Raw genomic sequence first — 26,247 nt, forward strand, 5'->3', positions numbered from 1 at the left:
AAGCCCTCGCCAGCGCAGCCAGCGCATTCATCGTATATCTGCTTTCGCTGAACCATATACTGTTAAGGAACCTCGGAATCGCGGATTCAGCTTGCAATGCTGGACATTCCGGCTCGCGAAGAGCCTTGCGCCGCTTTGATAATCGCAGCCGTACGGTGGTGTTATGCGGCTTGCATCGCCGGCCGGGGCCGACCGTCAAACCCAATTGCAACCCATGCGCTTCGACGCTAAATCGCCCCGAACGGGCCTTTGCCATCGCTTTCTTTGCTGATGCTTTGAGTCAGTTTCGCTCTAAATGGTCGAGGTTTTCGACCACTCAAATACGCAAAAACGTAAGCCCATGCTTTCGAAGTCGGTTTTTGCTTTAAATGGTCGGTCCTCCGACCACTCAATTACGCAAAAACTTTTAGGAGTGAGCCTATGGAACTTTTCACCGTTTCTTTGCACTCGGCTTCTACCGAAGCGATCGACCGGCTTCACCGGTATTTATGCGTAGAAATCGCCGACTTACATAGTGCCGATCACGCCGTTTTCGCCGGATTCGCCCGACCTTCCCATACGAACATGGAGATCGCCTGCATCGCCGACCTCCCGCGGTTCCGGCTGCAGGACGACGGCCCGGCGATTTACCGGACGGCGGCGGTGGCGTTCGCGCGTTATATCCTGAACGAGCTCGAGCCCATGCTGCTGCGCGCGATCATCCGCAAGCAATACCGCTACGAGGAAGCGGGGGAGATCGAGTCGGTCTCGCGCTACTGCCACAACATTCTGTACGGCTCCGGCACCGCCTCGCCGCAGGAGGAAGACAACGCCGCGGACATGCGGCACTCGGACCTCGAACGCAGACTGGGCAAAATCGCCGACGAGCTGGAACAGTTCCTGACGAGCAACACGCGGCTTCATCTGGACGGCTTCGTGTCGTTCCGGCTGGCGTCCTATTGGCAGGAGCTGCGGGACGTCGTCGCGTACGCCGTGGACGAATACGTGATGGATAAACAGTACCAGGAGTTCATCTCCCTGCTGAAATATTTCGTGCGCATGCAGGAAGTGAAGCTGCCGATCGTGCACGTGCTTCATAAGGGCGGCAGCGAGTTCGTGCTTTACGACCAGGAATTCCAGCTGCTCGACACGGTTCCGGCCGACCGCATTGTAGCCGAGATGCTGGAGTCCGAAATGAACATGGAGGACATGATCGTCAGCACGCTGATCACGGTGTCCCCGCAGCAGATCGTCATCCATACCAGGCAGCCGGAGCTTCCGGTCATGCGGACGCTGGAGACGATTTTCGAGCAGCGCGTCCGGCTGTGCTGCTCCTGCGGCCAATGCGGCCATCATTTCGACGAATCCGGCCGCCCGAGTCCCGAGTCCGGGAAGCGGGTCCGCAACGTCAGCCCGTAAGCCGCAAACCTCAAGCCGAAAACCGGTTCGGGCTTGACCTTGCCGTGCGCGCGTCATATAATTAAGGTATCTAAAAGCATTGACAAAGACATGTATCTCCGTCCCCGCACGGTCCAGAGAGAGGAGCCCAAGGCTGAAAGTTCCTCGCGCTGCAGCGGCGATATACCCCTTTGTAGCTGTGAGGTTGAAACCAAGCGTCTCGTTTGGCGGTAAGCCGCACCGGTTCGTTCCCGTTACGGAACCTCGACAAGGATCGGCTCTCGCTTCGGAACGGAGACCGCCGATTGAATTAGGGTGGAACCACGGGTCAATGACAAGCACTCGTCCCTTCGCGGGATGCGTGCTTTTTTTATTGCGCGCATGTCCGCAGCCAATACCGATCTGGGAGGAACGAAGGACATGGCAATTCAAATCAAACTGCCGGACGGCGCCGTCCGGGAATACGCGCAGGGCACGACGATCGAAGACGTGGCGGGCTCGATCAGCAACGGGCTGAAGAAAAACGCCGTCGCGGGCAAAGTGGACGGCAAAGTTGTTGACCTGTACACGCCGCTCGAAGGAGACGCCGCGCTGGAAATCGTGACGCTGGACTCGGCCGACGGGCTCGAGGTGTACCGGCACAGCACGGCGCATCTGATGGCGCAGGCGATCAAGCGGCTGTTCAAGGACCGCAGCGTGAAGCTCGGCATCGGGCCGGTCATCGAGGACGGCTTCTACTACGATATCGATATGGAAGAGCCCCTCACGGCCGACGACTTGGCCAAGATCGAGAAGGAAATGGAGCGCATCGCGCAGGAGGACCTGCCGATCCGCCGCCGTGCCGTCAGCCGCGAAGAAGCGGTGGCGATTTTCACGGAAATCAACGATCCGCTGAAGCTGGAGCTTATCCGCGACCTGCCGGAGAGCGCGCAGATCACGATTTACGACCAGGGCGAATTCTTCGACCTGTGCCGCGGCCCGCATCTGCCGTCCACCGGCCGGATCAAGGCGTTCAAGCTGCTCAGCGTGGCCGGCGCGTACTGGCGCGGCGATGCCAAAAACAAAATGCTGCAGCGCATCTACGGCACGGCGTTCCCGAAGAAAGCGCAGCTTGACGAGCACCTGCACTTCCTCGAAGAAGCGAAGAAGCGCGATCACCGGAAGCTCGGCCGCGAGCTGAAGATGTTCACGTTCTCGCGCGAGGTCGGCCAAGGCCTGCCGCTCTGGCTGCCGAACGGCGCCCGCGTGCGCAGAACGATGGAGCGCTACATCGTCGATCTCGAGGAGCGTCTCGGCTATCAGCACGTCTACACGCCGGTATTGGCGAACGTCGAGCTGTACAAGACAAGCGGCCACTGGGAGCACTATCACGAAGACATGTTCCCGAAGATGATCATGGACAACGAGGAGCTCGTGCTTCGTCCGATGAACTGCCCGCACCATATGATGGTGTACAAGAGCGAAATGCGGTCGTACCGCGACCTGCCGGTCCGCGTCGCCGAGCTCGGCACGATGCACCGCTACGAAATGTCCGGGGCGCTGACGGGCCTGCACCGCGTGCGGGCGATGACGCTGAACGACGCGCATATTTTCGCCCGTCCGGATCAGATCAAGGATGAGTTCGCCCGCGTCATCAATCTGATTCGCCAGGTTTACGAGGACTTCGGCATCAAGGAATACCGTTTCCGTCTGTCCTACCGCGACCCGCAGGATACGGAGAAGTATTTCCAGAACGACGAAATGTGGGAAATGTCGCAGCGCATGCTGCGCGAGGTCGTCGAGGAGCTCGGCCTGCCGTTCTTCGAGGCCGAAGGCGAAGCGGCCTTCTACGGTCCGAAGCTGGACGTGCAGATCAAGACGGCGCTCGGCAAGGAAGAGACGCTGTCGACGGCGCAGCTCGACTTCCTGCTGCCGGAACGGTTCGAGCTCGAATACGTCGGCGACGACGGCAAGAAGCACCGCCCGGTCGTCATTCACCGCGGCATCATCAGCACGATGGAGCGCATGACGGCGTTCCTGCTCGAGAATTTCGCGGGGGCGCTGCCGCTTTGGCTGTCCCCGGTGCAGGCGAAGATCATTCCGGTCTCGACGGCTTACGAAGCGTACGCGCGCGAAGTCGAGGAGAAGCTTCAGCTGGCCGGCATCCGCGTGGAGAGCGACTTGCGCAACGAGAAGCTCGGGTACAAAATCCGAGAGGCGCAGCTCGAGAAGGCGCCGTACATGCTCGTCGTCGGCGAGAACGAGGCGAATTCGGCGTCCGTATCCGTGCGCAAGCGCGGCGAGGGCGATCTCGGCTCGAAGCCGGTGGCGGAATTGATCGCGCTGCTGCAGGCCGAAATCGCGTCGAAACAGGTGTAACGCCGGACACGCCGCGGGGGTATGCCGCGTAACCGCATAAAGCTTGTCGTCGTGGGGAATCCTTCGTGGTAAGGAGGCTATTAATCCACATGACGACAAGCTTTTTACCGCTTTACCGGATCTTGACGGCTTGCGCGGCGGCGATCCTGCTGCTGAGTCAAGTATTCGAGCCCGAATGTACGGCAGAAGGCACCGCAGGCGCGAATATGCCGAAGGAGAAGCGGGAAGTCCGCGAATCGGTCATGGCATCCGTATCGGCGAAGCACGTACGTCCGATGCAAGTCGTGGCGACCGGTTACACGGCCGGCGTGGAATCGACCGGCAAGCGGCCGGGACATCCCCAATACGGCATCACGTATTCCGGCGTCAAGGTGCGCCGCGGTTTCGTATCCACGATCGCCGCCGATCCGAAAGTATTCCCCATCGGAACCGTGCTGTACGTGCCGGGCTACGGCTACGGCATCGTCGCGGATACGGGCTCCAAAATCAAAGGGAAGAAGATCGATTTGTATTTCGAAACCAGGAAGCAGGTCTACAAGCAATGGGGCAAGCGCCAAGTCACGGTATACGTGCTGAAGCGCGGCAACGGCAAGCTGACCGAAGCCAGAATGACCGAGCTGAACGAAGCGGTGACCGCCGAGAAGACGCTGCCTCGGGCATTACTGGAGTCCTAACGATAAAACCGGGAATGTTCGACGCCAGCCGTTGAACATTCTCTTTTTTTTACAGATTTGCTGTGCTACAATTATTGTAAACGGTATCATGGAATACTGGGGGCGGTTATGGATGAACGGCGATCGGGGTTCTTCCGAAGAGCGGAACCGGGCGGAATCGCGGCAATTCGACATGTTCGAGGACAAGCTGCTGCAGTTGTACCAGGAGATGATCGCGGTCGCGCTCGCCAAGGTGTACAACAAATCGGACGCCCAGGACGTCGTTCAGGAAGCATGGGTGCGCATCCTGACGAAGCATCACTCGCTTCGCGAGCGGGACAAGCTGCAGGCATGGGCGAAGGCGATCACGGCCAATACCGCCTCCAACGCGAACCGGCAGTCGCGCCGCGTGCTGCCGTCCGGGGATCGAGAATGGAGCGCCGGCCTGGCGGACGTCCGCGAAGAATCCGACATCCTGCTGGAGATCCGGGAGCTGCTGGGCCAGCTGGATCCCAAGACGAGAGCGCTGCTGCTGTACAAATTCTATTACGGCTACAAGGACCAGGAAATCGCGGCGGCTTGGCAAGTGCCCGTGGGTACGATCAAGGCGCGGATTCACCGCACGAAGCTCCGGTTGAAGCAATGGATGACCCAATGAAGTGACCGCGGACGGCTCCATTCGGAAGCGTCCGATACCGCCCGGATAGCCGGGCCGAATCAAGAAGCCCGTTACATAAACGCTTTGCGCGCCTGCCATACTAAGTGACGTACGGGAGGTGAGCAGCAATGGCGAAAAACAAAAACAACAAAATGAACGCGTCCACGCAATCGAAATTCCAAACGGAATTCGCGGCCGAAAACGCATCGATCAACAACGCAACAACGAAAGGCGCTTCGCAAAAAGCGGAGAAATAACATAAACTCGCCTTGCGGCGCGAAGAGGGACCCCGAAGCGGTCCCTCTTTTCTTTTGTCGAAACCCGTCCTATACGATTGGTTAATTCTGTCAACTTGTCGAAAAGGTAGGCGATTCGATGCAAGCGCTGCGGCGATTCAGGGATAAAGGGGCCGTCTGGTCCAACCGGGACGACGGGACGTTCATCTTCTCGCAGCCGGAAGCGGGGCAGCTCAACGCCAAGGGGCGCGATTGGTGGCAAGGAGCGATGGAGGGCCGCGCGTTCGCGTCGGCCGTCTACGTCTCCGCGATCACTAAGAAGCCTGCCTGACGATCGCGGTGCCGATCCGTTCGGCCTCCGGCACGATTGATCGGTGTGATAGGAGCTGACATCGGCGTCAATTAATTGCCATTTTTTCAGCCGATAAAATGGTTTTCAAACGGCGCCGGATCATGTAAGATAGAACTTGTAACGATTTATGACATGTAAGGATAGAGGGGTTGTCATGACGGATCCAATTTCCTACATTCCGCCTTCGCGCATGCGACACCGCAAGGCCGCCGAAGTCATCCCATTCTTAAGCACGTACATCGCCAAGCGCGAACAGGAAATCGCGGAGATCGAACAGATGATCGAACGCTACGAGAAGCGCCGGCTGCAGGAAGAACGCAGCTACCAGTCCATGTCGACGCTTCGCCGGCTGCTTTCCGGGAAGAAGCCCGCGCATCATCTGGCCGTCGAGTACATCCATTACGTGAAGCGTCCCATGGAGAAGGTCCGGACCCTGCGTCTCGAGATCGAGCAGGCGCGCGCCATCCTGAACACGCCCGATCCTTCCGCGATCGTGGCCGTTTCGAGCGACATGGCGGACGAAATGAATTGATTGAACGCTCACGACCATGAACCGAATCAAACCATGAACCGAATACCATATACCGAATGACGAACATAACCGAATCCATACCGCCCTTTGCCGGGCGGTTTTTTGTTCGCTCCTTTCGCTTCGAAGAGGCAGCGAGGCACGCAAAAAAACCGGCTTCCCGCCGGACCTTTCGGTCTCGCTTCGGTAAGCCGGCGCGTTCGGCCGATCGCCGCTCAGTCGTTTCTTGGCGTCAAGCGTTCCACGTCGAGGAAATCGTGATCTTGGTTGTAGGCGGGCACGCCGTGGATGCCGACGTCGAGCCCGATCAGCTCCTCGTCCTTCGAGACGCGGACCGGCATGATGCGCTTGATGAGCAGGAACGACAGCCAGGTCAGTCCGAAGCCCCAGACGCAAACGACGGCAAGGCCAAGCGACTGGACGCCGAGCAGCTGCCAGCCGCCGCCGTAGAACAAGCCGGCGTATTCTTGGCCGACTCCCTTGGTCAGCGACGGCATGGCGAACAGTCCGACCGCCAGCGTGCCCAGCGACCCGCTGACGCCATGGACGGCGAACGCCCCGACGGGATCGTCGACGCCCTTGCCTTCGAGCAGCTCGGTCACGAGCACCATCGCGACGCCGCAGACGACGCCGATCAGCATGGCGGCCCCGTCGGAGACGAACGAGCAGCCGGCGGTGATGCCGACGAGCCCGGCGAGCGAGCCGTTAATGACCATCGGCGGGTCGGCTTTCTGGTAGCGGAACATCGTGAACAGGATGCAGCCCGCGCCGCCGGCCGCCGCGGACAGCATCGTCGTGACGGCGATATGGCCGATGGAGCCGTTCGTCGCGCTCAGCGTGCTGCCCGAGTTGAAGCCGAACCAGCCGAACCAGAGGATGAAGGCGCCGACGGACGCGAGCGGAAGGTTGGAAGGGGGAACGATGTTGCTTTTGCCGTCCGGCGTGAATTTGCCGATCCGCGGACCGATGAAGATGGCGGCCGCGAGCGCGGCGAAGCCGCCGAGCGCGTGGATGACCGCGGAGCCGGCGAAATCGATCACGCCGAGCTTCCCGAGCCAGCCGCCGACGCCCCAAACCCAGTGGCCGGCAATGGGGTAGATGAGGCCGGTCATCGCGACGGCGTACAGGATGTACGCCTTGAAATGAATGCGCTCCGCGACCGCGCCGGAGACGATGGAGATGACCGCGATGACGAACGCGCACTGGAACAGCCAATAGGTTTCGTGCGAGATATCGAACTGAATATGCGACAAGTCCCCGCGCAGCAGGAACCCGGACCAGCCGATCAAGCCGCCGGCGTCCTTGCCGTACATCAAGCCGAAGCCGAGAAAATAAAAGACGAGCGCCCCAAACGTGATGTCGACGAAGACCTTCATGATGATGCTGACGGCGTTCTTCTGCCGAACGAAACCGGCTTCGAGCAGAGCGAACCCGCCCTCCATGAGCAGGATCATCGCAGCGGTCAGCACGACCCAGATCGTATTCAGCCCCGTGGAGAGCACTGCCGTGTCCATAATTACCAACCCCTTCCAAGTTTGATGTCAGGTATTAGATGCAGATCGTAGTCCGACACTCATTATATAAGCGCCGCGTAAGCGATGTCAACGCACGAAGTGACAAGATGTGACATCACTATGTAAGCGCTATCCGGAAGGAGTCGGCCTCCGTCTCGAGACGTAGCCGGCGTTCAATCGTCAGACCCTTTTATGCCGCTTGCGGCTTCCGTTATACTGGGAGTACAAACCTTGCACTACGATTTGGGAGCTGGTGGCGTCAATGAACGGAAATTTTATCAATCGATTAATGTGGGGCCTCTTGATCATCGTCGTCGGCGTCGGGCTCCTGCTCCGGCAGGGCGGCTACGTCGACTTCGATATCGGGGCGATCTTCTCCGTCTTCTGGCCCGTGATCCTGATGTTCCTGGGGGTTCAGGGCTTGCTCCAGCGGATGGCGTACGGCCGCGGAAGCGCCTTCGGGTCCGGCGTGCTGATCGTGCTCGGCTTTCTCTTCCTCGGCCGCAACCTGGACCTGTTCGTCTGGTCGGTCGGCGACATGATCAAATTCGCCGGTCCGCTCGTTCTCATCATCTTCGGTCTCTCCATGATTTTTAAACCGAAGGCCAAGAAGCGCGGCGACGAAGCGAAGGACAAATGGAAGGACGAGTGGCAGGCGTACAATTACGGGCCGACCGAGGAACCGGCCGTGCCTCCGGCGCCGCCGCTGCACCCGGATCCGACGATGGCGTCGTTCGATTTCGGCGACGGCGGGGCGGGAGCGAAGGAAGCGCCGTCCGGTCAAGACGGCGAACAGGCGCAGGGGCCGCGCCAATCGGGACAGGAGCGCCCGCAAGGTCCGCGCCAGGGCCCGCATCAAGGCCAAGGGCCTTCTCAAGGTCCGCGCCGGGAGCGTCCGGAGGGCGAAGCGGGAGGCGGCATGCCCCCGTACGGCCAAGGGTTTCCGAACCATTCGCTTCATCATAAGCGGATGAGCCATGCCGAGCGCCACGCGCTCCATGCGGCGAAAGTCCGCGAACGGGTCGAGCGCCGGCATTTCCGGCACTACCAGCGCCATCAACGGCATCCGGACCGCAAGGACCGCGTGGAATGGTGGAATCACGATCCGAACGTCCAGACCCGCTCCGGCTTCATCGGCGACATTTATTTGGGGCACGATTATTGGGAGCTCAAGCCGATGAACATTTCCCACTTTATCGGCGACACGGTGCTGGACCTGACGAAGGCGCAGATCGTGCCCGGCGAGACGGTAATCAACATTTCGTCCTTTATCGGCGACGTGAAGGTGTACCTCCCGAACGATTACGAATTCGGCGTGCACGTGGTGTCGAGCGCGTTCGTCGGCGACGTGGCGGTGCTGGAGCAGAAGGAAGGCGGGATTTTCAAAAACATCGACGCGGAAACGCCGTATTTCCAGGAGATGGACAAAAAAATCATTCTGCACGTCAGCACGTTCATCGGCGATGTGCGGGTCACGAAAGTAGGCTGATCCGCGGATGATGGTGCGTTTGTTTCGCAACAGCAAGTGGGACATGATTTTGCTCTTCGTCTGCTCCTCCGTCGTGTCCGTGCTGATCTGGGAGCTCGGCTGCGGATTGCTGCCGGACCGGGGACCGCAGAACGATTGGTGGATCGGGATCGCCGCCTTGTTCCTGCTGGTCAGCGCGGGCTTCGGCTACTGGGCGGCTAAGCGGATCCAGCGCCAGATCGATATGATGGTCATCGGCCTCAAGCAGGCCGCCCACGGCAATTACGGCACGCGGCTGCCGGAGGAAGGGGCGTTCACGCCGGCGTTCCGCGAGTTCAACGACATGCTGGAATCGCTGGACGAGCGCATGCAATGGATCCAGCGTTCCGGCGAGGAGCAGGTGATGCGCGAGGCGGCCTCCAACGAGGCGGCCGTGCTGGAAGAACGCCGCAGGCTGGCGCGGGATTTGCACGATACGGTCAGCCAGCAGCTGTTCGCCATTCATATGTCCGCCTCCTCGCTGCCCAAGCTGCTGGAGCTGAATCCCGACCGCGCGAGCGGCGTCATGGATCAGCTCATCTCCATGTCTTCGATGGCGCAGAAGCAGATGCGCGGCTTCATCGCGCAGCTCCGTCCGATGGAGCTCGAAGGCCGGTCGCTGCAGGAGGCGCTTGACAAATGGTTTCCCGATTACTGCCGGCAAAACGGGCTTCAAGGCGTGCTGGAATGGCGGGTCAAGGAGAAGCTGTCGGATGCGAAGGAGCATCAGCTGTTTCTCATCGTCCAAGAGGCGATGGCCAATATCGTCAAGCACGCGGGCGCGCAGACGGCGCTGCTCACGGTGGCCGAGACCGAACGGCAAATCGTCATGACCCTGCAGGACGACGGCGCGGGCTTCCGGGCCGATCAAGTGAAGCGCGGATCGTACGGCCTCTCGACGATGCGCGAGCGGGCGAGCAAGCTGGGCGGCGACGCCTCGATTATCAGCAAGCCGGGAAGCGGAACGAGAGTCCGCGTCACGCTGCCGAACTACGTGAACCATAAAGGAGCCGATCGAAACGATGAGCGCGAATGACGGATGGAAAATCATGATTGTCGACGACCATGACATGGTGCGGGCGGGCTTGCGCACGTATTTGATGCTGGACCCGAAATTCGAGGTCATCGCCGAAGCCGCGAACGGCCAGGACGCGATCGACCAGCTGCGCGCCGGCATTCCGGGCGGCCCGCCGCAGCTCATGCTGATGGACCTCATGATGCCGGTGATGGACGGCGTGGAAGCGACCAAGATCATCATGCAGGAGCACCCGCAGCTCAAGATCGTCATGCTGACGAGCTTTCTCGAGGACGAGAAGGTCGTCGCGGCCGTCGAGGCCGGCGCCGTCAGCTACGTGCTCAAGACCGTGTCCGCGGAGGAGCTGATCTATGCGCTGAACGGCGCGGTGAAAGGCATGCCGGTCATGACGCACGACGTCTCCCAGGCGCTCACGCGCGGCCTCCGGCAGCGGAGCACGCAAGGGGCGGACGAAGGCTTGACCGACCGGGAGAAGGAAGTGCTGCTGCTGATCGCCGAGGGCATGTCGAACAAGGAAATCGCCGACGAGCTTCACATCAGCATCAAGACGGTCAAGACGCACGTCAGCAACCTGTTGATGAAGTGCGAGCTGGAGGACCGGACGCAGCTGGCCGTCTACGCGCATCGAAAAGGGTGGGTAAAGACGGGATAATTGTCAGCGGGGAGGGGCATCTTATCGGTATACCAAGGCCAAGAGGAGAATGCCCGCAATGATCCCCCTGGAATCGAAGCTGGAGTCAAGCGAGAAGGAATTTACCGAAGTGAGAGGCATGCTGGAAGAGCATGCGTTTGCGTTGGGCGGCAACTGGGATTACGATCACGGTTATTTCGACCGCTCCTTGGACGAGGAACGGATGGTGTGGCTGCGCATGCCGTTCGACGTGATCAACGGAAACATCGACGAGGATACGCAGGATCTGGACGCCAAGATCAAGATGGGCCGTCCGTTCGTGCTCAAGCACGTGTACAACGAAGGGCTCGACGCGGAAGCGCACGTCAGTCCGATCGGCAGCCTGATGGATCAATTCCAGGAGCCGGTCGACGCCGACGCCGAAGTGGAATCCAAGTGGGTCGCCCAAGCGAAAAAAGTGCTGGCGGAAGTAGAAGAACGCCTGCTTCACTAGCGCGTTTGATAGAAAACGATTCGAGCCGGGTAATGCTGTGTAGACAGCTTCCCGGTTTTTTATGTGCCATTATAACAATTTTAAGTTTGATTTAAGGTAGATTGTGCAAGATAGAACTATAGAACGAACCAAGCAAACGCAAGCCTACGTCAACACTCATGGGAACTTTAAGGAGGAATACAGGATGGACGACCAGAACAAAAAGAACGATTACGACGATTTCTTCAAACCGGCAGGCGACCGCGACGGCGACGATGCCGGGTCGACCAATAGAGCGCAAGACGACAAGCACGAGGAAGAGGGCGCCGGCAAATCTTCCTACTATTACTCGTACGGGCCGTTCAAGCCCGGTGCGGAAGCGGCGCGCGGCGAGGACGGAGCGATCGAAGACCGGCAAGCGAGCGTTCCTCCGAGCCCGCATAACGTGGAAGTGACGCCGCCGACCCAGCTCCGGCCGTTCGCGCCGTCCCAATCGGCGCGCGGCTGGCAGCCGAAAGAATCGCGCCGGTCGCCGTTCAAGGCGATGTTCGCCTCGTTCCTCGTCGGCGTCGTCGCCGTCGGCTCGCTCATGTACGTGTCCGATAAGCAAAACTGGTTTACGTCGGAGCAGGCGCTGTCCCAGCAGTCGGCGAGCTCGGCCTCCTCGGCGGTCGGCAAAGCGGGCGACAGCGGCAGCGTATCTTCCGCGGCGGACGTCGTCCGGCCGAATAACATCGCGCAGCTGTTCGAGAAAGCGAGCCCGGCCGTCGTCAAGATCGAGACGTTCACGCGGCAGCAGTCGAGAGGCCAGCAGGGCGGCGCCGGCAGCTTCGACGATTTCTTCAGCCAATTCTTCGGCGACGAGAACGGCGGCCAAGGCCAGGACAACGGTCAAGGCCAAGGCGGCGGCCAGGATAAAGGCAGCCAAGGCACCGGCGATCTGACGCCGGAAGGGATCGGGACCGGATTTTTCTTCGATTCCAGCGGCTATATTTTGACCAACGAGCACGTCGTCGACGGGGCGGACGAAATCCACGTCACCGTGCAGGGCACGAGCGAGCCGTACGTGGCCAAGAAGCTCGGCTCCGATTACAACCTCGATCTTGCCGTGCTGAAGGTCGAAGGCAAGAATCCCTTCCCGACGCTGCCGATCGGCGATTCCAACAAAATCGACATCGGCGACTGGGTCGTCGCGATCGGCAACCCGTACGGCTTCGACCATACGGTAACGGTCGGCGTGCTGAGCGCCAAGGAACGCCCGATCAGCATCCCGGACAGCCAAGGCACCCGCGAGTACCAGCACTTGCTGCAAACGGACGCGTCGATCAACCCCGGCAACTCCGGCGGCCCGCTGCTTAACCTGAACGGCGAAGTCGTCGGCATCAACACGGCAGTCAGCTCCCAGGCGCAGGGCATCGGCTTCGCGATTCCGACGAGCACGATCACCGAGGTGCTCGACAACCTGAAGTCGAACACGGCGATTCCGAAGAAGCCGATCCCGTTCATCGGGGCGACGCTGGCGCCGATCAACGACGCGCTGCAGAAGGAGCTGGAGCTCTCCAACGCCAAGGGCTCCGTCGTGTCGGACATCATCTACAAATCGCCGGCGTACATGGCGGACCTGAGACAATACGACGTCATCACGGGCTTGGACGGCAAGAGCTACGACACGCCGGACGATCTGATCGCCGCGATCAAGACGAAAGCGGTCGGCGACAAAGTGAAGCTGAACATCGTGCGCAACGGCCAGAAGATGGACCTGACCGTCACGATCGGCAACAAGAACGATTTCGAGGCGCAAACGCAGCAGCAGCAGCAAGAACAGCAGAATCAATAACATAGTCAGCCGTACGCGAGCAACGACCGAACCAAGGGCGCAAGCAGTCTTCATGGCTGTTGCGCCTCTTTATTTGCGCCCGGGCGGAACGGATGCGTTTCACCGCGGCGCGGAAGTGCGATATAATGTAGAAAGTTTTGGACGAAGCGATATTTGACCCTGGAGGATTGCCATGAGACCGCATATCTTAGTAGTGGACGACGACGAAAAAATCACCTCTTTGCTCCGGCGCAGCCTGGCGTTCGAGGGTTATGAGGTGGCGACGGCCAACAACGGACTGGAAGGCTTGAAGCAGATGCTGTCCAGCGATCCGAATCTGTTGATTTTGGACGTGATGATGCCGCAGGTGGACGGCTGGGAAGTGTGCCGCCGGGTCCGCGAGGGCGGGAGCTCCGTGCCGATTCTGATGCTGACCGCGAAGGACGACATCCAGGACCGGGTACGCGGGCTCGATCTCGGCGCCGACGATTATCTCGTCAAGCCGTTCGCGCTGGAAGAGCTGCTCGCCCGCGTCCGGGCGCTGCTCCGCCGCAAGCCGGATAAGCTCGAGGAGAGCGCGAGCCGGCTGCAGTTCGAGGACCTGACGCTGGATCTCGACTCGCGCGAAGCGATTCGCAGCGGCCGCCGGATCGATCTGACGGCCAAGGAATTCGACCTGCTGCAGCTGCTGATGCAAAATCCGCGCCGGGTTCTGACCCGGGACGCGATCATGGATAAAATTTGGGGCTTCGATTACAGCGGGGAATCCAACGTGCTCGAGGTGTATATCGCCATGCTGCGCCAGAAAACGGAGGACGGCAGAGGCTCGCGGCTCATCCAAACCGTGCGCGGGACGGGTTACGTGCTTCGGGGAGAAGGAGGCTGAGGCGCGATGTCCATCCGGCTGCGACTGACGCTGTGGTATTCGGCGCTGCTTGCCGTGACGCTGTTTATTTTCAGCGTCTCGATCTATCTGTTCGTCAATTATAATTCCTATCGCGACGCGAAGAACGAAATCCAGGAGCAGCTCCGGACTATGAACATCGTCGGCTCGCTGGATTATTTCAATGGGCTTAATTTGGATTTTAACAATCCGTTTGCGAGCAACGTGTATATTCAAGTGTCGAACTACACGAACGGAAAATTCGTGCAATCGGACAATTTGACGCGGGCGAACAAGAAGTTTCCGGTACCGGACGCGAAGACGGTGCGCGAAGGCTACGTGACGCTCAAAGTCGACCAATACAAATTTCTCGCCTATCAATATCCGCTGCATCTGAAGGAGAACAAGCAATTGGTCGGCCTGCTGCAGATCGGGGTCTACACGGGGCCGATCGACAATTACATGCGCAACCTGCGCACGATTCTGATCTTCGCGTCGTTCGCCGTGATCGCGATCGCCTTCACGATCGGCCTGTTTCTGGCGAGGCAGGCGTTCCGCCCGGTCGAGAACGTCATCCGCGCCGCGAAGAGCATTCAGAACGAGTCGGATCTCAGCATGCGCATCCCGCGGATCGGGCCGAACGACGAGCTCGGCCGATTGACCGACACGCTGAACGGCATGCTCGGCCGCATCGAAACGACGTACAACGAGCTCGACGACGCCTACAAGGCGCAGCGCCGGTTCGTGTCGGACGCGTCGCACGAGCTGCGCACCCCGCTCACGACCATTCGCGGCAACATCGAGCTGCTGGAGCGGATGTGGCCGCCGGCGCTGGAATCCGGCTTGCCTGAGGAAGACGCGCAGACCGAGGACGAACGCCGCCGGATGACGATGACCCGCGAGGCGATGCACGATATCGCGGGCGAGGCCAAGCGCATGTCGAACCTCGTCAACGACCTGTTGGCGCTGGCTCGCGCGGATGCCGGCTACCAGATGGAGAAGACGGCGCAGCCGCTGCTTCCGCTTGTCGAAGACGTCGCGCGCCGCGCGCAGCTGCTTCCAAGAAACGCCGATTGGAAAATCGGGAACCTAACCGCCATTCAAAACGTACAAGTAATTGCGCACGCTGATTTTTTGCGTCAGCTGCTGTTCATTTTCGTGGAAAATGCATTCAAATACACGCCAAGCGGGCATGTCGAAATGCGGGCGGTCCGTTCGCAGGACCAGGCCGGCATCATCATCAAGGATACGGGCATCGGCATGGACGCCGACGAAGTGCCGCACATCTTCGAACGGTTCTACCGGGCGGACGAATCCCGCGGCCAGACGAGCGGAACGGGGCTCGGCTTGTCCATCGCGAAATGGATCATCGACGAGCACGGCGGCTCCGTCGAGGTGTCGACGCGCGAAGGGCAGGGCACGACGTTCACCGTCTGGCTTCCGATTGCTTTCCACGACGATGCGAATGAAGTATAATTTATTGAGGCGATAGGCATTCGAATCGTCAATTGGATGGTTGAGCAGGGAAAGCAGGTGCTGGTTTCATGGAAATTGTGAAAATATCGCCGCGCGGCTATTGCTACGGCGTCGTGGATGCGATGGTGCTGGCGTTGCAGACGGCGCGGAACTTGGATCTGCCGCGGCCGATCTATATTTTGGGCATGATTGTTCATAATAGTCATGTGACGGAAGCGTTCAAGCAGGAGGGCGTCATTACGCTCGACGGCGAGAACCGGCTGGAAATCCTGGAGCAAATCGATGGCGGGACGGTCATCTTCACGGCCCACGGCGTGTCGCCCGAAGTGCGCGACCGCGCCAAGGAGAAGGGGCTGACCGTCGTCGACGCGACCTGCCCGGACGTGACCAAGACGCATGACCTCATTCGCGAGAAAGTCGCCCAAGGCTACGAGGTCGTCTATATCGGCAAGAAGGGCCATCCGGAGCCGGAGGGAGCGATCGGCATCGCGCCCGGCCGCGTGCACTTGGTGGAGCGCGAATCGGACATCGATGCGCTCTCGCTGGACGCGGAGCGGATCATCATCACGAATCAGACGACGATGTCCCAATGGGATATCCGCCATCTGATCGGCAGGCTGGTCGAGACGTTCCCGGCCGCCGAGGTGCACAACGAGATTTGCCTGGCAACGCAGGTCCGGCAGGAAGCGGTGGCGGGCCAGGCCAAGGAAGCCGAGCTGTGCATCGTCGTCGGCGATCCGCGGAGCAACAATTCCAACCGGCTCGCGCAAGTGTCGGAAGAGATCGCGGGCGTGCCCGCCTACCGCGTCTCGGACGTGTCCGAGATCGACCGGCAATGGCTGGCAGGCAAGAAGCGGGTAGCCGTTACGTCCGGCGCTTCCACGCCGACGCCGCTTACGAAGGAAGTCATTGCCTATTTGGAGCAATACGAGGATGAGAACCCCGAGACCTGGGAGATTCGGCGCACGGTGAACATGGATAAGTTGCTACCCGCGATTCGCTCGAAATCGGCCAGGTAAGCGAAAGGAGCGCACGCGCATGTCTTCACCGAGAAAACCGCGCTCGATCAAACGTTGGATCAAATATAAATACACCCAATTGATGCGGGCCCCCGGCGGCCCGTCCATCGTGGCCCTAGGCTTCTCGATCGGCATTTTCGTCGAAATGTTTACGCTCCCGACTTACGGGCTGGCGTTTTTTCTAATATTTCCGCTGATTTACTGGTTCGGGGCCAGTTTTGCCGGCGCCTTGGTCGGATTCGTGTTCGGCAAAATCATTTTCATTCCGGTCGCGTTCGTCAACAGCATGGTCGGCGGTCTCGTGCTGCCGAATCATCTCAGGTTTCATATTCCGGTCATCCCGAATTGGTTGAACCATATCCTGCTGGTGAACTTGAAGCTGATTGTCGGAGGCATAATCGACGGGTTCGTGCTCGGCGCGATCTTCTACTTCCCGGTCCGGTTCGCCATCAAGTACGTGGCGGATAAACGCAAGGAGAAACGCAAGCTGCGCCGCACGGCGCTCGAGGCGAAACCGGTCGCGGAATGACCGCAAGCCGGTCTCTTGACGGGACCGGTTTTTTCTTGTATAGTTGCTTTATCGATTAAAAGCATAAAAGCCTAACAGCGTCGAAGCTTAAAAGCATATACGCGTTTAAGTGTGAAAGGGGATTGTCTACATGATCGTCATTACGAAGAACAACGAACCGGAAGAGCGGATCGCGGAAATCGTCGCGCATATCGAGAAGGTAGGCGTGCAGGCGCACGTGTCGCGGGGAACGGACCGCACGGTCATCGGCATCATCGGCAAGGCGGAGCCGACGCTCGCGGAGCATCTGCGCCAAATGAAAGGCGTCGAGAACGTCATCAAAATCTCGAAATCCTACAAGCTCGCGAGCCGCGACTTCCATCCCGACGACACGGTCATCGACATTAAGGGCGTGAAGATCGGCGGGGACAACCTGACGATCATGGGCGGACCTTGCGCGGTGGAGACGCCGGCGCAGATCGACGAGATCGCGCGCCTGGTCAAGGCGGCCGGCGGCCAAGTGCTGCGCGGCGGCGCGTTCAAGCCCCGCACGGGACCGTACAGCTTCCAGGGCGTCGGCGTCGAAGGATTGGCCATGATGGCGGAAGCGGGCAAAAAGCACGGCCTGCTCACGATCACGGAGGTCATGACGCCGGAGTACGTGGACATCTGCAGCGAATACGCGGATATTTTGCAGGTCGGCACGCGCAACATGCAAAACTTCGACCTGCTGCGCAAGCTCGGCACGGTGAAGACGCCGGTGCTGCTGAAGCGCGGCTTCAGCGCCACCTACGACGAGTTCCTGAACGCGGCGGAGTACATACTCGCCGGCGGAAATCCGAACGTTATGCTTTGCGAACGCGGAATCCGAACATTCGAAACTTACACGCGCAACACGCTCGATCTCGCGGCCATTCCCGTCCTGCAGGAGCTGAGCCATCTGCCGGTCATCTCCGACCCGAGCCACGGCACGGGCCGGCGCGAGCTGGTCGAGCCGATGTCCAAGGCGTCCGTGGCCGCGGGGGCGAACGGGCTCATCATCGAGATGCATACGGATCCCGACAACTCGATGACGGGCGACGGCGTGCAATCCCTGTTCCCGGACCAATTCGCGCGGCTGCTCAAGGAGCTGGAACAGCTTGGCAATCTGGTCGGCAAGCGGTTCGATACGCCGAAGGAAGACGCGGCCTACTTTACGACGTGGATCAAATAAATCGCCGAGAAACGGCGCCGTTATAAGGTTTTCAGAGCCGGAGCCGCCTCATCCGAGGCGGGCTCCGGCTTTCGTTTTCGGCGCCGAAATAGGGCGAAACCATTCATGAAAATTATGTGAAGTTAGCTCACAATGGGGTCAAAAAATACCTGACATAGCTATTGACGAGACTAGGCCTTAATTCTATAATTACAGACATAGTTTAGTGCAGAAGTTGAACAATCAATGTCCTACACATCGCAAATGTTCGGAAATGGAGGAAATACCTAATGTCAGTTCAAAACGTCTTGAACACGATTAAAGAGAACAACATCATGTTTGTCGATTTCCGCTTCGTGGATCTTTCCGGCCACGCACACCACATCACGCTTCCCGCGACGGAAGTGGATGCCGATACGTTTGTAAACGGCGTTGCCTTCGACGGCTCCTCGATCCCGGGCTTCCGCGGCATCGAAGAATCCGACATGGTGATGATGCCGGACACGGAGTCCAGCTTCATCGATCCGTTCACGGATCACCCGACGTTGAACATTATGTGCAACATCTACACGCCGGACGGCGAGCGTTACGAGCGCGACCCGCGCAGCATCGCTCAAAAAGCGGAAGAATATCTGAAAACGACAGGCGTCGGTACGGCTGCTTTCTTCGCGCCTGAATCGGAATTCTTCATTTTCGACGATGTTCGTTACGAAAGCAAAATGAACACGTCCTTCTACTCCGTCGACTCCGCCGAAGCCGGCTGGAACACGGCGAAAACAGAAGAAGGCGGCAACCTTGGGTATAAAGTCCCTGTTAAAGGCGGCTACGTGCCGGTTGCTCCGGTCGATTCCCAACAAGACATCCGCAGCGAAATGGTGCGCCTGATGCAAGAATCCGGCCTCCGCGTCGAACGTCACCACCACGAAGTGGCGACGGCGGGCCAAGCGGAAATCAACTTCCGTTTCGATACGCTGACGAAAACGGCAGACAACCTGCTGAAATATAAATACATCATCAACAACGTGGCTCGCCAATGGGGCAAAGTCGCAACGTTCATGCCGAAGCCGCTCTTCGGCGACAACGGCAGCGGCATGCACGTCCACAGCTCGATCTTCAACGGCGATTCCCCGTTGTTCTACGAGAAGGGCGCTTACGCGAACCTGAGCCCGCTGGCGCTGAACTACATCGGCGGCATCCTGCATCACGCTCCGGCGCTGATCGCCATCACGAACCCGTCGACGAACTCCTTCAAGCGTCTGGTGCCGGGCTACGAAGCGCCGGTTAACCTGGTGTTCTCGAAAGGCAACCGTTCCGCGGCCATCCGGATTCCGGTTGCGGCCGTTACGCCGAAAGGCTGCCGCATCGAGTTCCGTACGCCGGACTCCACGGCTAACCCTTACCTGGCGTTCGCGGCCATGCTGCTCGCAGGTCTGGACGGCATCAAGCGCAAGCTCGATCCGGTCGCGCTCGGCTACGGTCCGTTCGACAAAAACATCTACGAGCTGTCCGACGAAGACAAGAAAGAAATCCGCTCGGTTCCGGGCTCCCTGGACGAAGCGCTTGACGCGTTGGAAGCTGATTCCGAGTTCTTGACGGAAGGCGGCGTCTTCACGCAAGACTTCATCGACAACTACGTCGCGTTCAAACGCTCCGAAGCCAAAGCGGTATCGATCCGTGTTCATCCGCACGAGTACAGCCTGTACTTCGACTGCTAATCCGGGCTTCATCCGAATATCTCATAGCGAGCTCTCCGCCGGAGAGCTCGCTTTTCTATTGCCTTTTGGTCTTCGAAGCTAGCATTTGGGTCTAAATCCGAATATTATTCGTGTATATTTTGTTTTTGTTCGACTTTATGACTTGAAGCCTCGCCGCAAAATTGCTATCATAACTCATAAGCAAATTCGAAGAGTGGAGTGAGTGTCAGTGACGAATCGCGCGTACAACTTTAATGCCGGACCGGCGGCTCTGCCGCTTGAAGTGCTGCAGCAGGCGCAGCAAGAGTTTATCGATTATGCGGGAACGGGCATGTCCATCATGGAAATGTCGCACCGCAGCAGCGTGTTCGAAGGCGTCAACGACGGGGCGCAAGCGCTCCTTCGCGAACTGTTCGGCATTCCGAGCCATTATAAAGTATTATTCCTCCAAGGCGGCGCCAGCACGCAGTTCGCCATGATTCCGATGAATCTGCTGACGCCGGGCAAATCGGCCGCATTCGTGCACACCGGCAGCTGGGCGGAGAAGGCGTACAAAGAAGCGATGCTGATCGGCGAGACCGCGATCGCCGCGACGTCGGAAGCCGACAAATTCAATCGCATTCCGGCCTTGAGCGACATTCGGCTTCCGGCAAACGCCGCTTATCTCCACATTACCTCCAACGAAACGATCGAAGGCACGCAATTCGCGGCTTATCCGGATACCGGCGGCTTGACGCTGATCGGCGACATGTCGAGCGACATCTTGAGCCGTCCGGTCGACGTCGGCAAGTTCGGCATGATCTACGCCGGCGCGCAAAAGAACCTGGGACCTTCGGGCGTGACCATCGTCATCGTTCGCGAGGATCTTGTCGAATCGAGTCCGAAGTCGCTTCCGACGATGCTGCGCTACGACACGCACGTCAAGAACAACTCCCTCTACAACACGCCGCCGTCCTTCTCCGTCTACCTGGTCGGCCTGATGCTTCAATGGATCAAGAACAAAGGCGGCGTCGCGGCGATGGAGCAGTTCAACCGCGACAAAACGAAGCTGATCTACGACGCGATCGACCAGAGCGGCGGCTACTACCGCGGTTTTGCGGATGCGGGCAGCCGGTCGCTCATGAACATCACGTTCCGCCTGGGCACGGAAGAGCTCGAGAAGCAATTCGTCAAGGAATCCGAGCAGCACGGCTTCGTGGGCCTGAAGGGCCACCGCAGCGTCGGCGGCCTGCGCGCCTCGACCTACAATGCCGTTCCGTTCGAGAGCTGCAAGGCGCTGGCGGAATTCATGGGGGATTTTGCGAAGCGCAACGGGTAAGAGGATTAAAAAGAAGCAAAAAAAGACCGCCGGTCCGATGGACGGCGGTCTTCTGATTGAAAAAAGGGGCGGCTTAGGCCAGGGACGAGTCGGCGGTGCCGGTGCCGCTGCCGGGACCGGACAACTTGTAGCCGACGTTGCGCACGGTCATGATGTACTCCGGCGTGCGCGCGTTCTTCTCGATCTTGTCGCGAAGATGGCTGATGTGGACGTCGACGATGCGCGTGTCGCCGAGGAAGTGGTAGTCCCAGACGCCGTGAAGCAATTGTTGGCGGCTGAGGACTTTGCCCCGATGGCGGCACAGGAAGAGCAGCAGCTCGAATTCCTTCGGCGTCAATTCGACCGGTTTCCCGTCGATTTGCACTTCGCGCTGGTCCGCCAGGACCGACATCCGTCCGATTTCATGAACCACCTGTTCGCGGGCGCCCGGCAAAGCCTGCGTTCTGCGGAAGATGGCTTGAATGCGCGAGAGCAGCTCTTGCGGTGAGAATGGTTTTGTCATATAATCGTCAGCGCCGTTGTCGAGACCGGCAATCTTGTCAGTCACGTCTTGGAGTGCGGTTAACATGATGATCGGAACGGCATTGTTTTGTTTGCGAAGCTCCCGGCATACTTGGATGCCGTCCATTTTCGGAAGCATGAGATCGAGAACGATGAGATCGGGACGAAACGGCTTCAAGAGGTCGAATACGGCCTCCCCATCTTGGACGCAGCGAACTTCATAGCCGGCCAGCTTCAGATTGAATTCCAGCAGCATGGAGATGGAAGGCTCGTCATCGACGATTAATATTTTCTTCTTCATCGTTTATGATCTCCTTTTCGTGCAATGATAATTTTATTCTAATGGCCGTATTTTCACAAAAGATTAAACAAGCGTAAAAGCTATGTAAAATATAGTGAGGTGTTAACAAGCAATGGCATTTCATATCGTGCTTGTCGAACCGGAAATTCCGGCCAATACGGGCAACATCGCGCGCACCTGCGCCGCCACGGGCGCCATTCTTCACCTGGTGCGCCCGCTCGGCTTCCGCACCGACGACAAAACGCTGAAACGCGCGGGACTCGACTATTGGTACGCCGTGGACGTCCGCTACCACGATTCCTTCGCGGAGCTTCAGGAGCAGTATCCGGAAGGCCGGTTCTTCTGCGCGAGCACGCGCAGCTCCAAGGTGTACGCGGAGCAGACGTACCGCGACGGGGATTTCTTCGTCTTCGGGAAGGAGACGAAGGGGCTGCCGCAGTCGATACTCGACGCGTATCCGGACACGTGCATCCGCGTGCCGATGACGGACAAGGTCCGTTCGCTGAATTTGTCGAACTCGGTCGCGATCGTCGTGTTCGAGGCGTTCCGTCAGCTCGGCTACCCGGGCTTGACGTGACTTTTTCCGCCGCGCCGCCACATTTGCAGAATATTAAGCAAATATAAAACATTGCAGGATTAGCCGGGTTACTATCGAACCTTAGTACGATGCTGAAACTATCATCACATGATAGCTGACAATATGCGACTACAGGAGATGTGTAATGGTGAAACCGGCTGGCGTTGTGCGGAAAGTGGATCAACTTGGGCGGATCGTGCTGCCCAAGTCCCTTCGAAAGAGATATCAGATGAACGAAGGGGATCCTGTGGAGATCTTGGTTCAAGGGGATCATATCATCTTGGAGCGCTATCGCCCGCGCTGCGTGTTCTGCGGCGTGCTGGACGACGTGCGGGAGTTCAAGGAACGGTACCTGTGCGGCAAATGCATGTCGGAGATGGCGCAGCTGCGGCGGTAGGCCCGGGATGAGGCAAGAGGGAAATAAAAAGAAGCTTTCGACGGCTGCCGAGGACAGCGCGAAAGCTTCTTTTTATGTTGCGTTGCTTGCGTTGCAGGTCGCTGCAGTTACATGCCTTTGGTCTTGTCGTCGTTGTAGGACGCCGTCAACATGGCGAGCAAGAACAAGACGGAGACGGTAATGACGATCAGGAAATTCACTGTCATTTCGCTTACCCCCTAAGATGCCGTGGATATGGCTCCAACTTCGCAAATACTTCCCTCATTATACCCAACGAGGCCCAAAAAGAAAACGCTCCAAGATGTGAACAAGTTGTTACAGCCGCGCCTGTCCGCCGGCATAAGGAACCTGAATCCGAGCGATGCTAAGATGCGGTCCGCTGCCGGATGGCCGCGCCGGCGATCAAACCTGTGGCGTCCGCCCGCCGTCCTGCGTAAACTACAGCATGAGGGATGGGAGGGACGGCATAATGGCCAACAAGCAGTCGCGGAACGGGGCGCATCGCAGCGTCCCGCCGCTTGCGGACCTGTTGACGGACCAATGGCCGGCGCAGGCGAGCGAGCGGCACAAGGAGGATCGGATTTCGTTCGCGGGCGACTGGCCCGCGGGAGGCATTCCGTCGGTGCGGCAGGCGATCGAAACGGCGCGCGGGCGCGCGGACGGTGCCGGAGCCGAAGTGGGGCGGTCGACGTATCCAGGCTCGGAACGCCTGCGCGAGCTGCTCGCCGGGCGGCTGGCCGGCAGGGGGCTGCCGGTCGAGGCCGGCGATCTCGGGCTCGCGCCGCAGGGGGAGCCCGTGATCGCCTGGATCGCGCGCGGGCTGCTTCGCCCGGGCGACGCGGTGCTCGTCGAATCGCCGGCGCCGCCGGCCTGCCTGCAGGCGTTCCGCTCCGCCGGCGCCGTCGTCGTGCAGGTGCCATGCGACGAGGAAGGGATGCGGCCCGAAGACGCGGAGCGGCTCGCCGAAGCGCATCGGCCGAAGCTCGCGCACGTCATGCCCGCGCTCGGCAATCCCGCCGGCCGGATATGGAGCGCGGCTCGGCGCGAGACAATGCTTGACCTTGGCCGCCGCTTCGGCGTGGTCCTGCTGGAGGACGGCGCGTACGGGGAATGGCGCAACGACGAGGCCGAGCACGGGGCCGAGCGCGAGGCGAGTTTGTACGCGATGAGCGCCAAGACGGCGGATGGCGGCGTCATCTACGCCGGCACGTTCGCCGCCGCGCTCGGCCCGGAGCTGCCGGTCGGCTGGGCGGCGGCCGATCCCGGCATCCTCGCGCGGCTTGCGGCGCTCCCGCGGACGCCTGCCGCGGAGGAGCCGGACGCCGGCAGATCCGCCGAGGAAATGCTGTTTCGCTTGCTGGAGGGCGGCGAGGTAGATCCGCTGCTGCGTCAGCTTAGTGTGTCCTATAGCGAACGGATGTATCGGCTGGACGCGCTGCTGCGCGAGCGGCACTGGAGCGGCGCATCGTGGACGCTGCCGAATGGCGGCCCGTTCCTGTGGCTGACGCTGCCGGAAGGGCTCGATGCCGACGCGCTGCTTCGCGCCGCCGAGGCAGATGGCGTCGTCTTCGATCCCGGCGCGCCGTTCTATGCCGCGGATCCGCCGCGCAACCGGCTGCGTCTCAGCGTCGCCGGCGCGGCAGTCGACCGTCTGGACGAAGGGTTCGCGCGCTTGGCCGGGACGGTGGACGCGTTTCTCGCCCGCTCGTAGCGGTCGATAGGTAGTTTAAGTTGCGTTTCCATTGGCGCACGAACGAAAGAGCGGCCTCCGCACCGGCGGACGCCGCTCTTTCTACATTAATAAGGCCGCGCGATCGAGGATCAAGCCTTGACGACGAACTGCCCGTCTTCGATCTCGAGCGGCGTGCAGGCGAGCTGCTCGCCGGGAATGTTGGTCGCTTCTCCGGTGGCCAGATCGAAGCACCAGTAATGAAGCGGACAGACGAGCTCGTTCAGATGAGGACGGACCATGCCTCCGGCATGAGGACAGATGGCGGAGATTAAATTATAACGCTGCGGCTCGCCTTCCTTGCGCGGCGCTTCCACGATATAATGCGGTTCGTTGTCCACTTTCACGTGCGCGGGAAACGCGTCGAAATCGTTGACGCTGCCGATGATTTTGACCGAGTGCTGTTCGCTCATGATTCATGCTCTCCTTTATAGATGAGTTCGTTTACCGCAGCTTGTCCGCCGGCGCGTTTGCGCTGCCAGTCGTCCAGAATGGCCCCGTTTTGCTTGACGGCCGTTTCGCCTTCGGGCTTCAGCCGATACAAACCGCGTTCCACGCGCTGAAACCACCCGTAGTAATCCTTTTGCAGGAACGGCCCGGCCCGCGCGACGTCCGCGTGGACGGCCGCCTCGCGCGGCGACAGCATGCCGTGCCGGCTGATGGCCCAAGCGATGCGCAGCGCCTTCTCGCGATAAGCGGTTACAAGTTTGCGGTTGTTGCTGCCGCCCGTATTGTAATCGCCGCTGCGTTCGCGGAATTCGTTCAGCAGCCGCGCTTGGCGCGCCCGCCGCTGCCCGCGCACCGGAGGATCGCCCGGCTGGCAGAGCATCTCGATGACCGGCGGCTTCGTCTTGTAGAACGTGACGGTCATGAAGCCGATGCCGAGCATCCGGCACAGCTCCGTCAAGTCGCCGAAGCGCTGGTTGTGGGCGCCGGCCTTCTTGCGGTTGCGCTCCACGGCCAGGATCACGCTGCCGTTCAGCCTTAACCGCTCGATGCCTTGCAGCAGCAGCGCGAGATTGAACGTCTTCTTCATTTCAACCAAAACGGTATCTCCCGAATCGGGATGGATGGCGACCAGATCGCAGTGCATGACTTCGCTCTTCACTTCATAGCCCTGCGCCTCGAAGAACGCCTTGATCGGCCGGTACAGCTCCGTTTCGTGTTTGACGGCCAAGGCCCGTTCCCCCTTTCGCGCGGAGATTCTTTGGCGATTATATCATATCTGGACGCGTCCCTCAGCTATCTTAACGGCGTGACACGGAGTGTCATTCATTTTTTGCGGCCCGACGTTGGCGGATCCGGTCGAATCGGCCCGGCGTTCGACAGGGGCGCTCCCGGCTTGGAAATACCCGGCGCCGTCTGGGTTTTCGGCTCGGCCACCCGCGAATCGACGCTTGTTCGCCGCCGCTCCGCATGTGGCGTTTTTGTAAAAGCAGCCCGCTTTCGCGACGGATTTTGTAGAAAACTTGTTTAAATTATTGGGCAACTTCCCTTAAGAAAGCGCATAGGA

Annotated in this window: 26 protein-coding genes; 22 read left to right on the top strand and 4 right to left on the bottom strand. The window is 59.7% G+C overall.

What is annotated here, in order from left to right:
• Window positions 1–564: 564 nt before the first annotated feature.
• From BMZ79_RS13200 to BMZ79_RS13225, 7 genes are all read left to right on the top strand, one after another.
• A complete protein-coding gene (locus BMZ79_RS13200) occupies window positions 565–1,398 on the top strand; it encodes a putative sporulation protein YtxC (RefSeq protein WP_218154691.1) in 834 nt (277 codons plus the stop codon).
• A gap of 399 nt (window positions 1,399–1,797) precedes the next feature.
• On the top strand, window positions 1,798–3,735 hold the full coding sequence (thrS, locus tag BMZ79_RS13205) for a threonine--tRNA ligase (RefSeq protein ID WP_090640788.1): 1,938 nt from the start codon (window positions 1,798–1,800) through the stop codon (window positions 3,733–3,735).
• An 89-nt stretch (window positions 3,736–3,824) separates the two neighbouring features.
• Entirely contained in the window at window positions 3,825–4,409 is a 585-nt protein-coding gene (locus BMZ79_RS13210) for a 3D domain-containing protein (protein WP_090640790.1), read from the top strand.
• Window positions 4,410–4,497: 88 nt separating this feature from the next.
• Window positions 4,498–5,046 (top strand): RNA polymerase sigma factor, encoded by a 549-nt coding sequence (locus tag BMZ79_RS13215; RefSeq protein WP_256252716.1) that lies wholly within the window; start codon window positions 4,498–4,500, stop codon window positions 5,044–5,046.
• A 128-nt stretch (window positions 5,047–5,174) separates the two neighbouring features.
• Window positions 5,175–5,303, top strand: a complete 129-nt coding sequence (locus BMZ79_RS35110; RefSeq protein ID WP_256252717.1) for a hypothetical protein — start codon at window positions 5,175–5,177, stop codon at window positions 5,301–5,303.
• Between the two features lie 118 nt (window positions 5,304–5,421).
• Window positions 5,422–5,613, top strand: coding sequence for a hypothetical protein (locus BMZ79_RS13220; protein WP_090640791.1), 192 nt, complete (start codon window positions 5,422–5,424; stop codon window positions 5,611–5,613).
• 211 nt (window positions 5,614–5,824) lie between these two features.
• Complete coding sequence (locus BMZ79_RS13225; RefSeq protein WP_090641023.1) at window positions 5,825–6,166, top strand: hypothetical protein; 342 nt, start codon at window positions 5,825–5,827, stop codon at window positions 6,164–6,166.
• A 212-nt stretch (window positions 6,167–6,378) separates the two neighbouring features.
• On the opposite strand, the gene BMZ79_RS13230 is transcribed toward BMZ79_RS13225, so the two are convergent.
• Entirely contained in the window at window positions 6,379–7,677 is a 1,299-nt protein-coding gene (locus tag BMZ79_RS13230) for an ammonium transporter (protein ID WP_090640793.1), read from the bottom strand.
• A 262-nt stretch (window positions 7,678–7,939) separates the two neighbouring features.
• Between BMZ79_RS13230 and liaF the strand changes: the two genes are divergently transcribed.
• The 12 genes from liaF (at window position 7,940) to serC (ending at window position 21,229) form a co-directional block, all read left to right on the top strand.
• On the top strand, window positions 7,940–9,166 hold the full coding sequence (gene liaF, locus BMZ79_RS13235; protein ID WP_256252718.1) for a cell wall-active antibiotics response protein LiaF: 1,227 nt from the start codon (window positions 7,940–7,942) through the stop codon (window positions 9,164–9,166).
• Window positions 9,167–9,173: 7 nt separating this feature from the next.
• Complete coding sequence (locus tag BMZ79_RS13240) at window positions 9,174–10,220, top strand: sensor histidine kinase (protein WP_090640794.1); 1,047 nt, start codon at window positions 9,174–9,176, stop codon at window positions 10,218–10,220.
• Window positions 10,207–10,872, top strand: a complete 666-nt coding sequence (locus BMZ79_RS13245) for a response regulator transcription factor (protein WP_090640796.1) — start codon at window positions 10,207–10,209, stop codon at window positions 10,870–10,872. Before BMZ79_RS13240 ends, BMZ79_RS13245 begins: the two co-directional genes overlap by 14 nt.
• A gap of 58 nt (window positions 10,873–10,930) precedes the next feature.
• A complete protein-coding gene (locus tag BMZ79_RS13250; RefSeq protein WP_090640797.1) occupies window positions 10,931–11,344 on the top strand; it encodes a YugN-like family protein in 414 nt (137 codons plus the stop codon).
• Window positions 11,345–11,528: 184 nt separating this feature from the next.
• Complete coding sequence (locus tag BMZ79_RS13255; RefSeq protein ID WP_090640799.1) at window positions 11,529–13,160, top strand: S1C family serine protease; 1,632 nt, start codon at window positions 11,529–11,531, stop codon at window positions 13,158–13,160.
• A 172-nt stretch (window positions 13,161–13,332) separates the two neighbouring features.
• The gene (locus BMZ79_RS13260; RefSeq protein ID WP_090640800.1) at window positions 13,333–14,025 is read left to right on the top strand and encodes a response regulator transcription factor; all 693 of its coding nucleotides are present in this window, start codon (window positions 13,333–13,335) and stop codon (window positions 14,023–14,025) included.
• 6 nt (window positions 14,026–14,031) lie between these two features.
• Entirely contained in the window at window positions 14,032–15,498 is a 1,467-nt protein-coding gene (locus tag BMZ79_RS13265) for a sensor histidine kinase (RefSeq protein WP_090640802.1), read from the top strand.
• 68 nt (window positions 15,499–15,566) lie between these two features.
• Window positions 15,567–16,517, top strand: coding sequence for a 4-hydroxy-3-methylbut-2-enyl diphosphate reductase (locus BMZ79_RS13270; RefSeq protein WP_090640804.1), 951 nt, complete (start codon window positions 15,567–15,569; stop codon window positions 16,515–16,517).
• Between the two features lie 19 nt (window positions 16,518–16,536).
• The gene (locus tag BMZ79_RS13275; RefSeq protein ID WP_090640805.1) at window positions 16,537–17,046 is read left to right on the top strand and encodes a DUF2062 domain-containing protein; all 510 of its coding nucleotides are present in this window, start codon (window positions 16,537–16,539) and stop codon (window positions 17,044–17,046) included.
• Between the two features lie 130 nt (window positions 17,047–17,176).
• Window positions 17,177–18,238: a 3-deoxy-7-phosphoheptulonate synthase gene (gene aroF, locus BMZ79_RS13280; RefSeq protein WP_090640807.1), complete on the top strand. Its 1,062-nt coding sequence runs from the start codon at window positions 17,177–17,179 to the stop codon at window positions 18,236–18,238.
• A gap of 269 nt (window positions 18,239–18,507) precedes the next feature.
• The gene (gene glnA / locus BMZ79_RS13285; protein WP_090640808.1) at window positions 18,508–19,932 is read left to right on the top strand and encodes a type I glutamate--ammonia ligase; all 1,425 of its coding nucleotides are present in this window, start codon (window positions 18,508–18,510) and stop codon (window positions 19,930–19,932) included.
• Window positions 19,933–20,140: 208 nt separating this feature from the next.
• Window positions 20,141–21,229 (top strand): 3-phosphoserine/phosphohydroxythreonine transaminase, encoded by a 1,089-nt coding sequence (gene serC, locus BMZ79_RS13290; protein ID WP_090640810.1) that lies wholly within the window; start codon window positions 20,141–20,143, stop codon window positions 21,227–21,229.
• A 73-nt stretch (window positions 21,230–21,302) separates the two neighbouring features.
• On the opposite strand, the gene BMZ79_RS13295 is transcribed toward serC, so the two are convergent.
• Window positions 21,303–22,031, bottom strand: coding sequence for a response regulator transcription factor (locus tag BMZ79_RS13295; RefSeq protein ID WP_090640811.1), 729 nt, complete (start codon window positions 22,029–22,031; stop codon window positions 21,303–21,305).
• 112 nt (window positions 22,032–22,143) lie between these two features.
• Here BMZ79_RS13295 and trmL point away from each other — a divergent pair, with 112 nt between their 5' ends.
• The 3 genes from trmL (at window position 22,144) to BMZ79_RS13310 (ending at window position 24,716) form a co-directional block, all read left to right on the top strand.
• On the top strand, window positions 22,144–22,608 hold the full coding sequence (trmL, locus tag BMZ79_RS13300; protein ID WP_090640813.1) for a tRNA (uridine(34)/cytosine(34)/5-carboxymethylaminomethyluridine(34)-2'-O)-methyltransferase TrmL: 465 nt from the start codon (window positions 22,144–22,146) through the stop codon (window positions 22,606–22,608).
• Window positions 22,609–22,756: 148 nt separating this feature from the next.
• Entirely contained in the window at window positions 22,757–23,005 is a 249-nt protein-coding gene (locus tag BMZ79_RS13305) for an AbrB/MazE/SpoVT family DNA-binding domain-containing protein (RefSeq protein WP_090641027.1), read from the top strand.
• A gap of 469 nt (window positions 23,006–23,474) precedes the next feature.
• Window positions 23,475–24,716 carry an aminotransferase-like domain-containing protein gene (locus BMZ79_RS13310; RefSeq protein WP_177222137.1) on the top strand — a complete coding sequence of 414 codons (1,242 nt, stop codon included), beginning with the start codon at window positions 23,475–23,477 and terminating at the stop codon, window positions 24,714–24,716.
• Window positions 24,717–24,826: 110 nt separating this feature from the next.
• On the opposite strand, the gene BMZ79_RS13315 is transcribed toward BMZ79_RS13310, so the two are convergent.
• Window positions 24,827–25,147 carry a Rieske (2Fe-2S) protein gene (locus tag BMZ79_RS13315; protein ID WP_090640816.1) on the bottom strand — a complete coding sequence of 107 codons (321 nt, stop codon included), beginning with the start codon at window positions 25,145–25,147 and terminating at the stop codon, window positions 24,827–24,829.
• Entirely contained in the window at window positions 25,144–25,911 is a 768-nt protein-coding gene (locus tag BMZ79_RS13320) for a DUF2161 family putative PD-(D/E)XK-type phosphodiesterase (protein WP_090640818.1), read from the bottom strand. The genes BMZ79_RS13315 and BMZ79_RS13320 overlap by 4 nt, the downstream gene beginning before the upstream one ends.
• Window positions 25,912–26,247 lie beyond the last annotated feature (336 nt).

The organism is Paenibacillus sp. UNC496MF, assembly GCF_900113915.1.
GTDB classification, from domain to species: domain Bacteria; phylum Bacillota; class Bacilli; order Paenibacillales; family Paenibacillaceae; genus Paenibacillus_Z; species Paenibacillus_Z artemisiicola.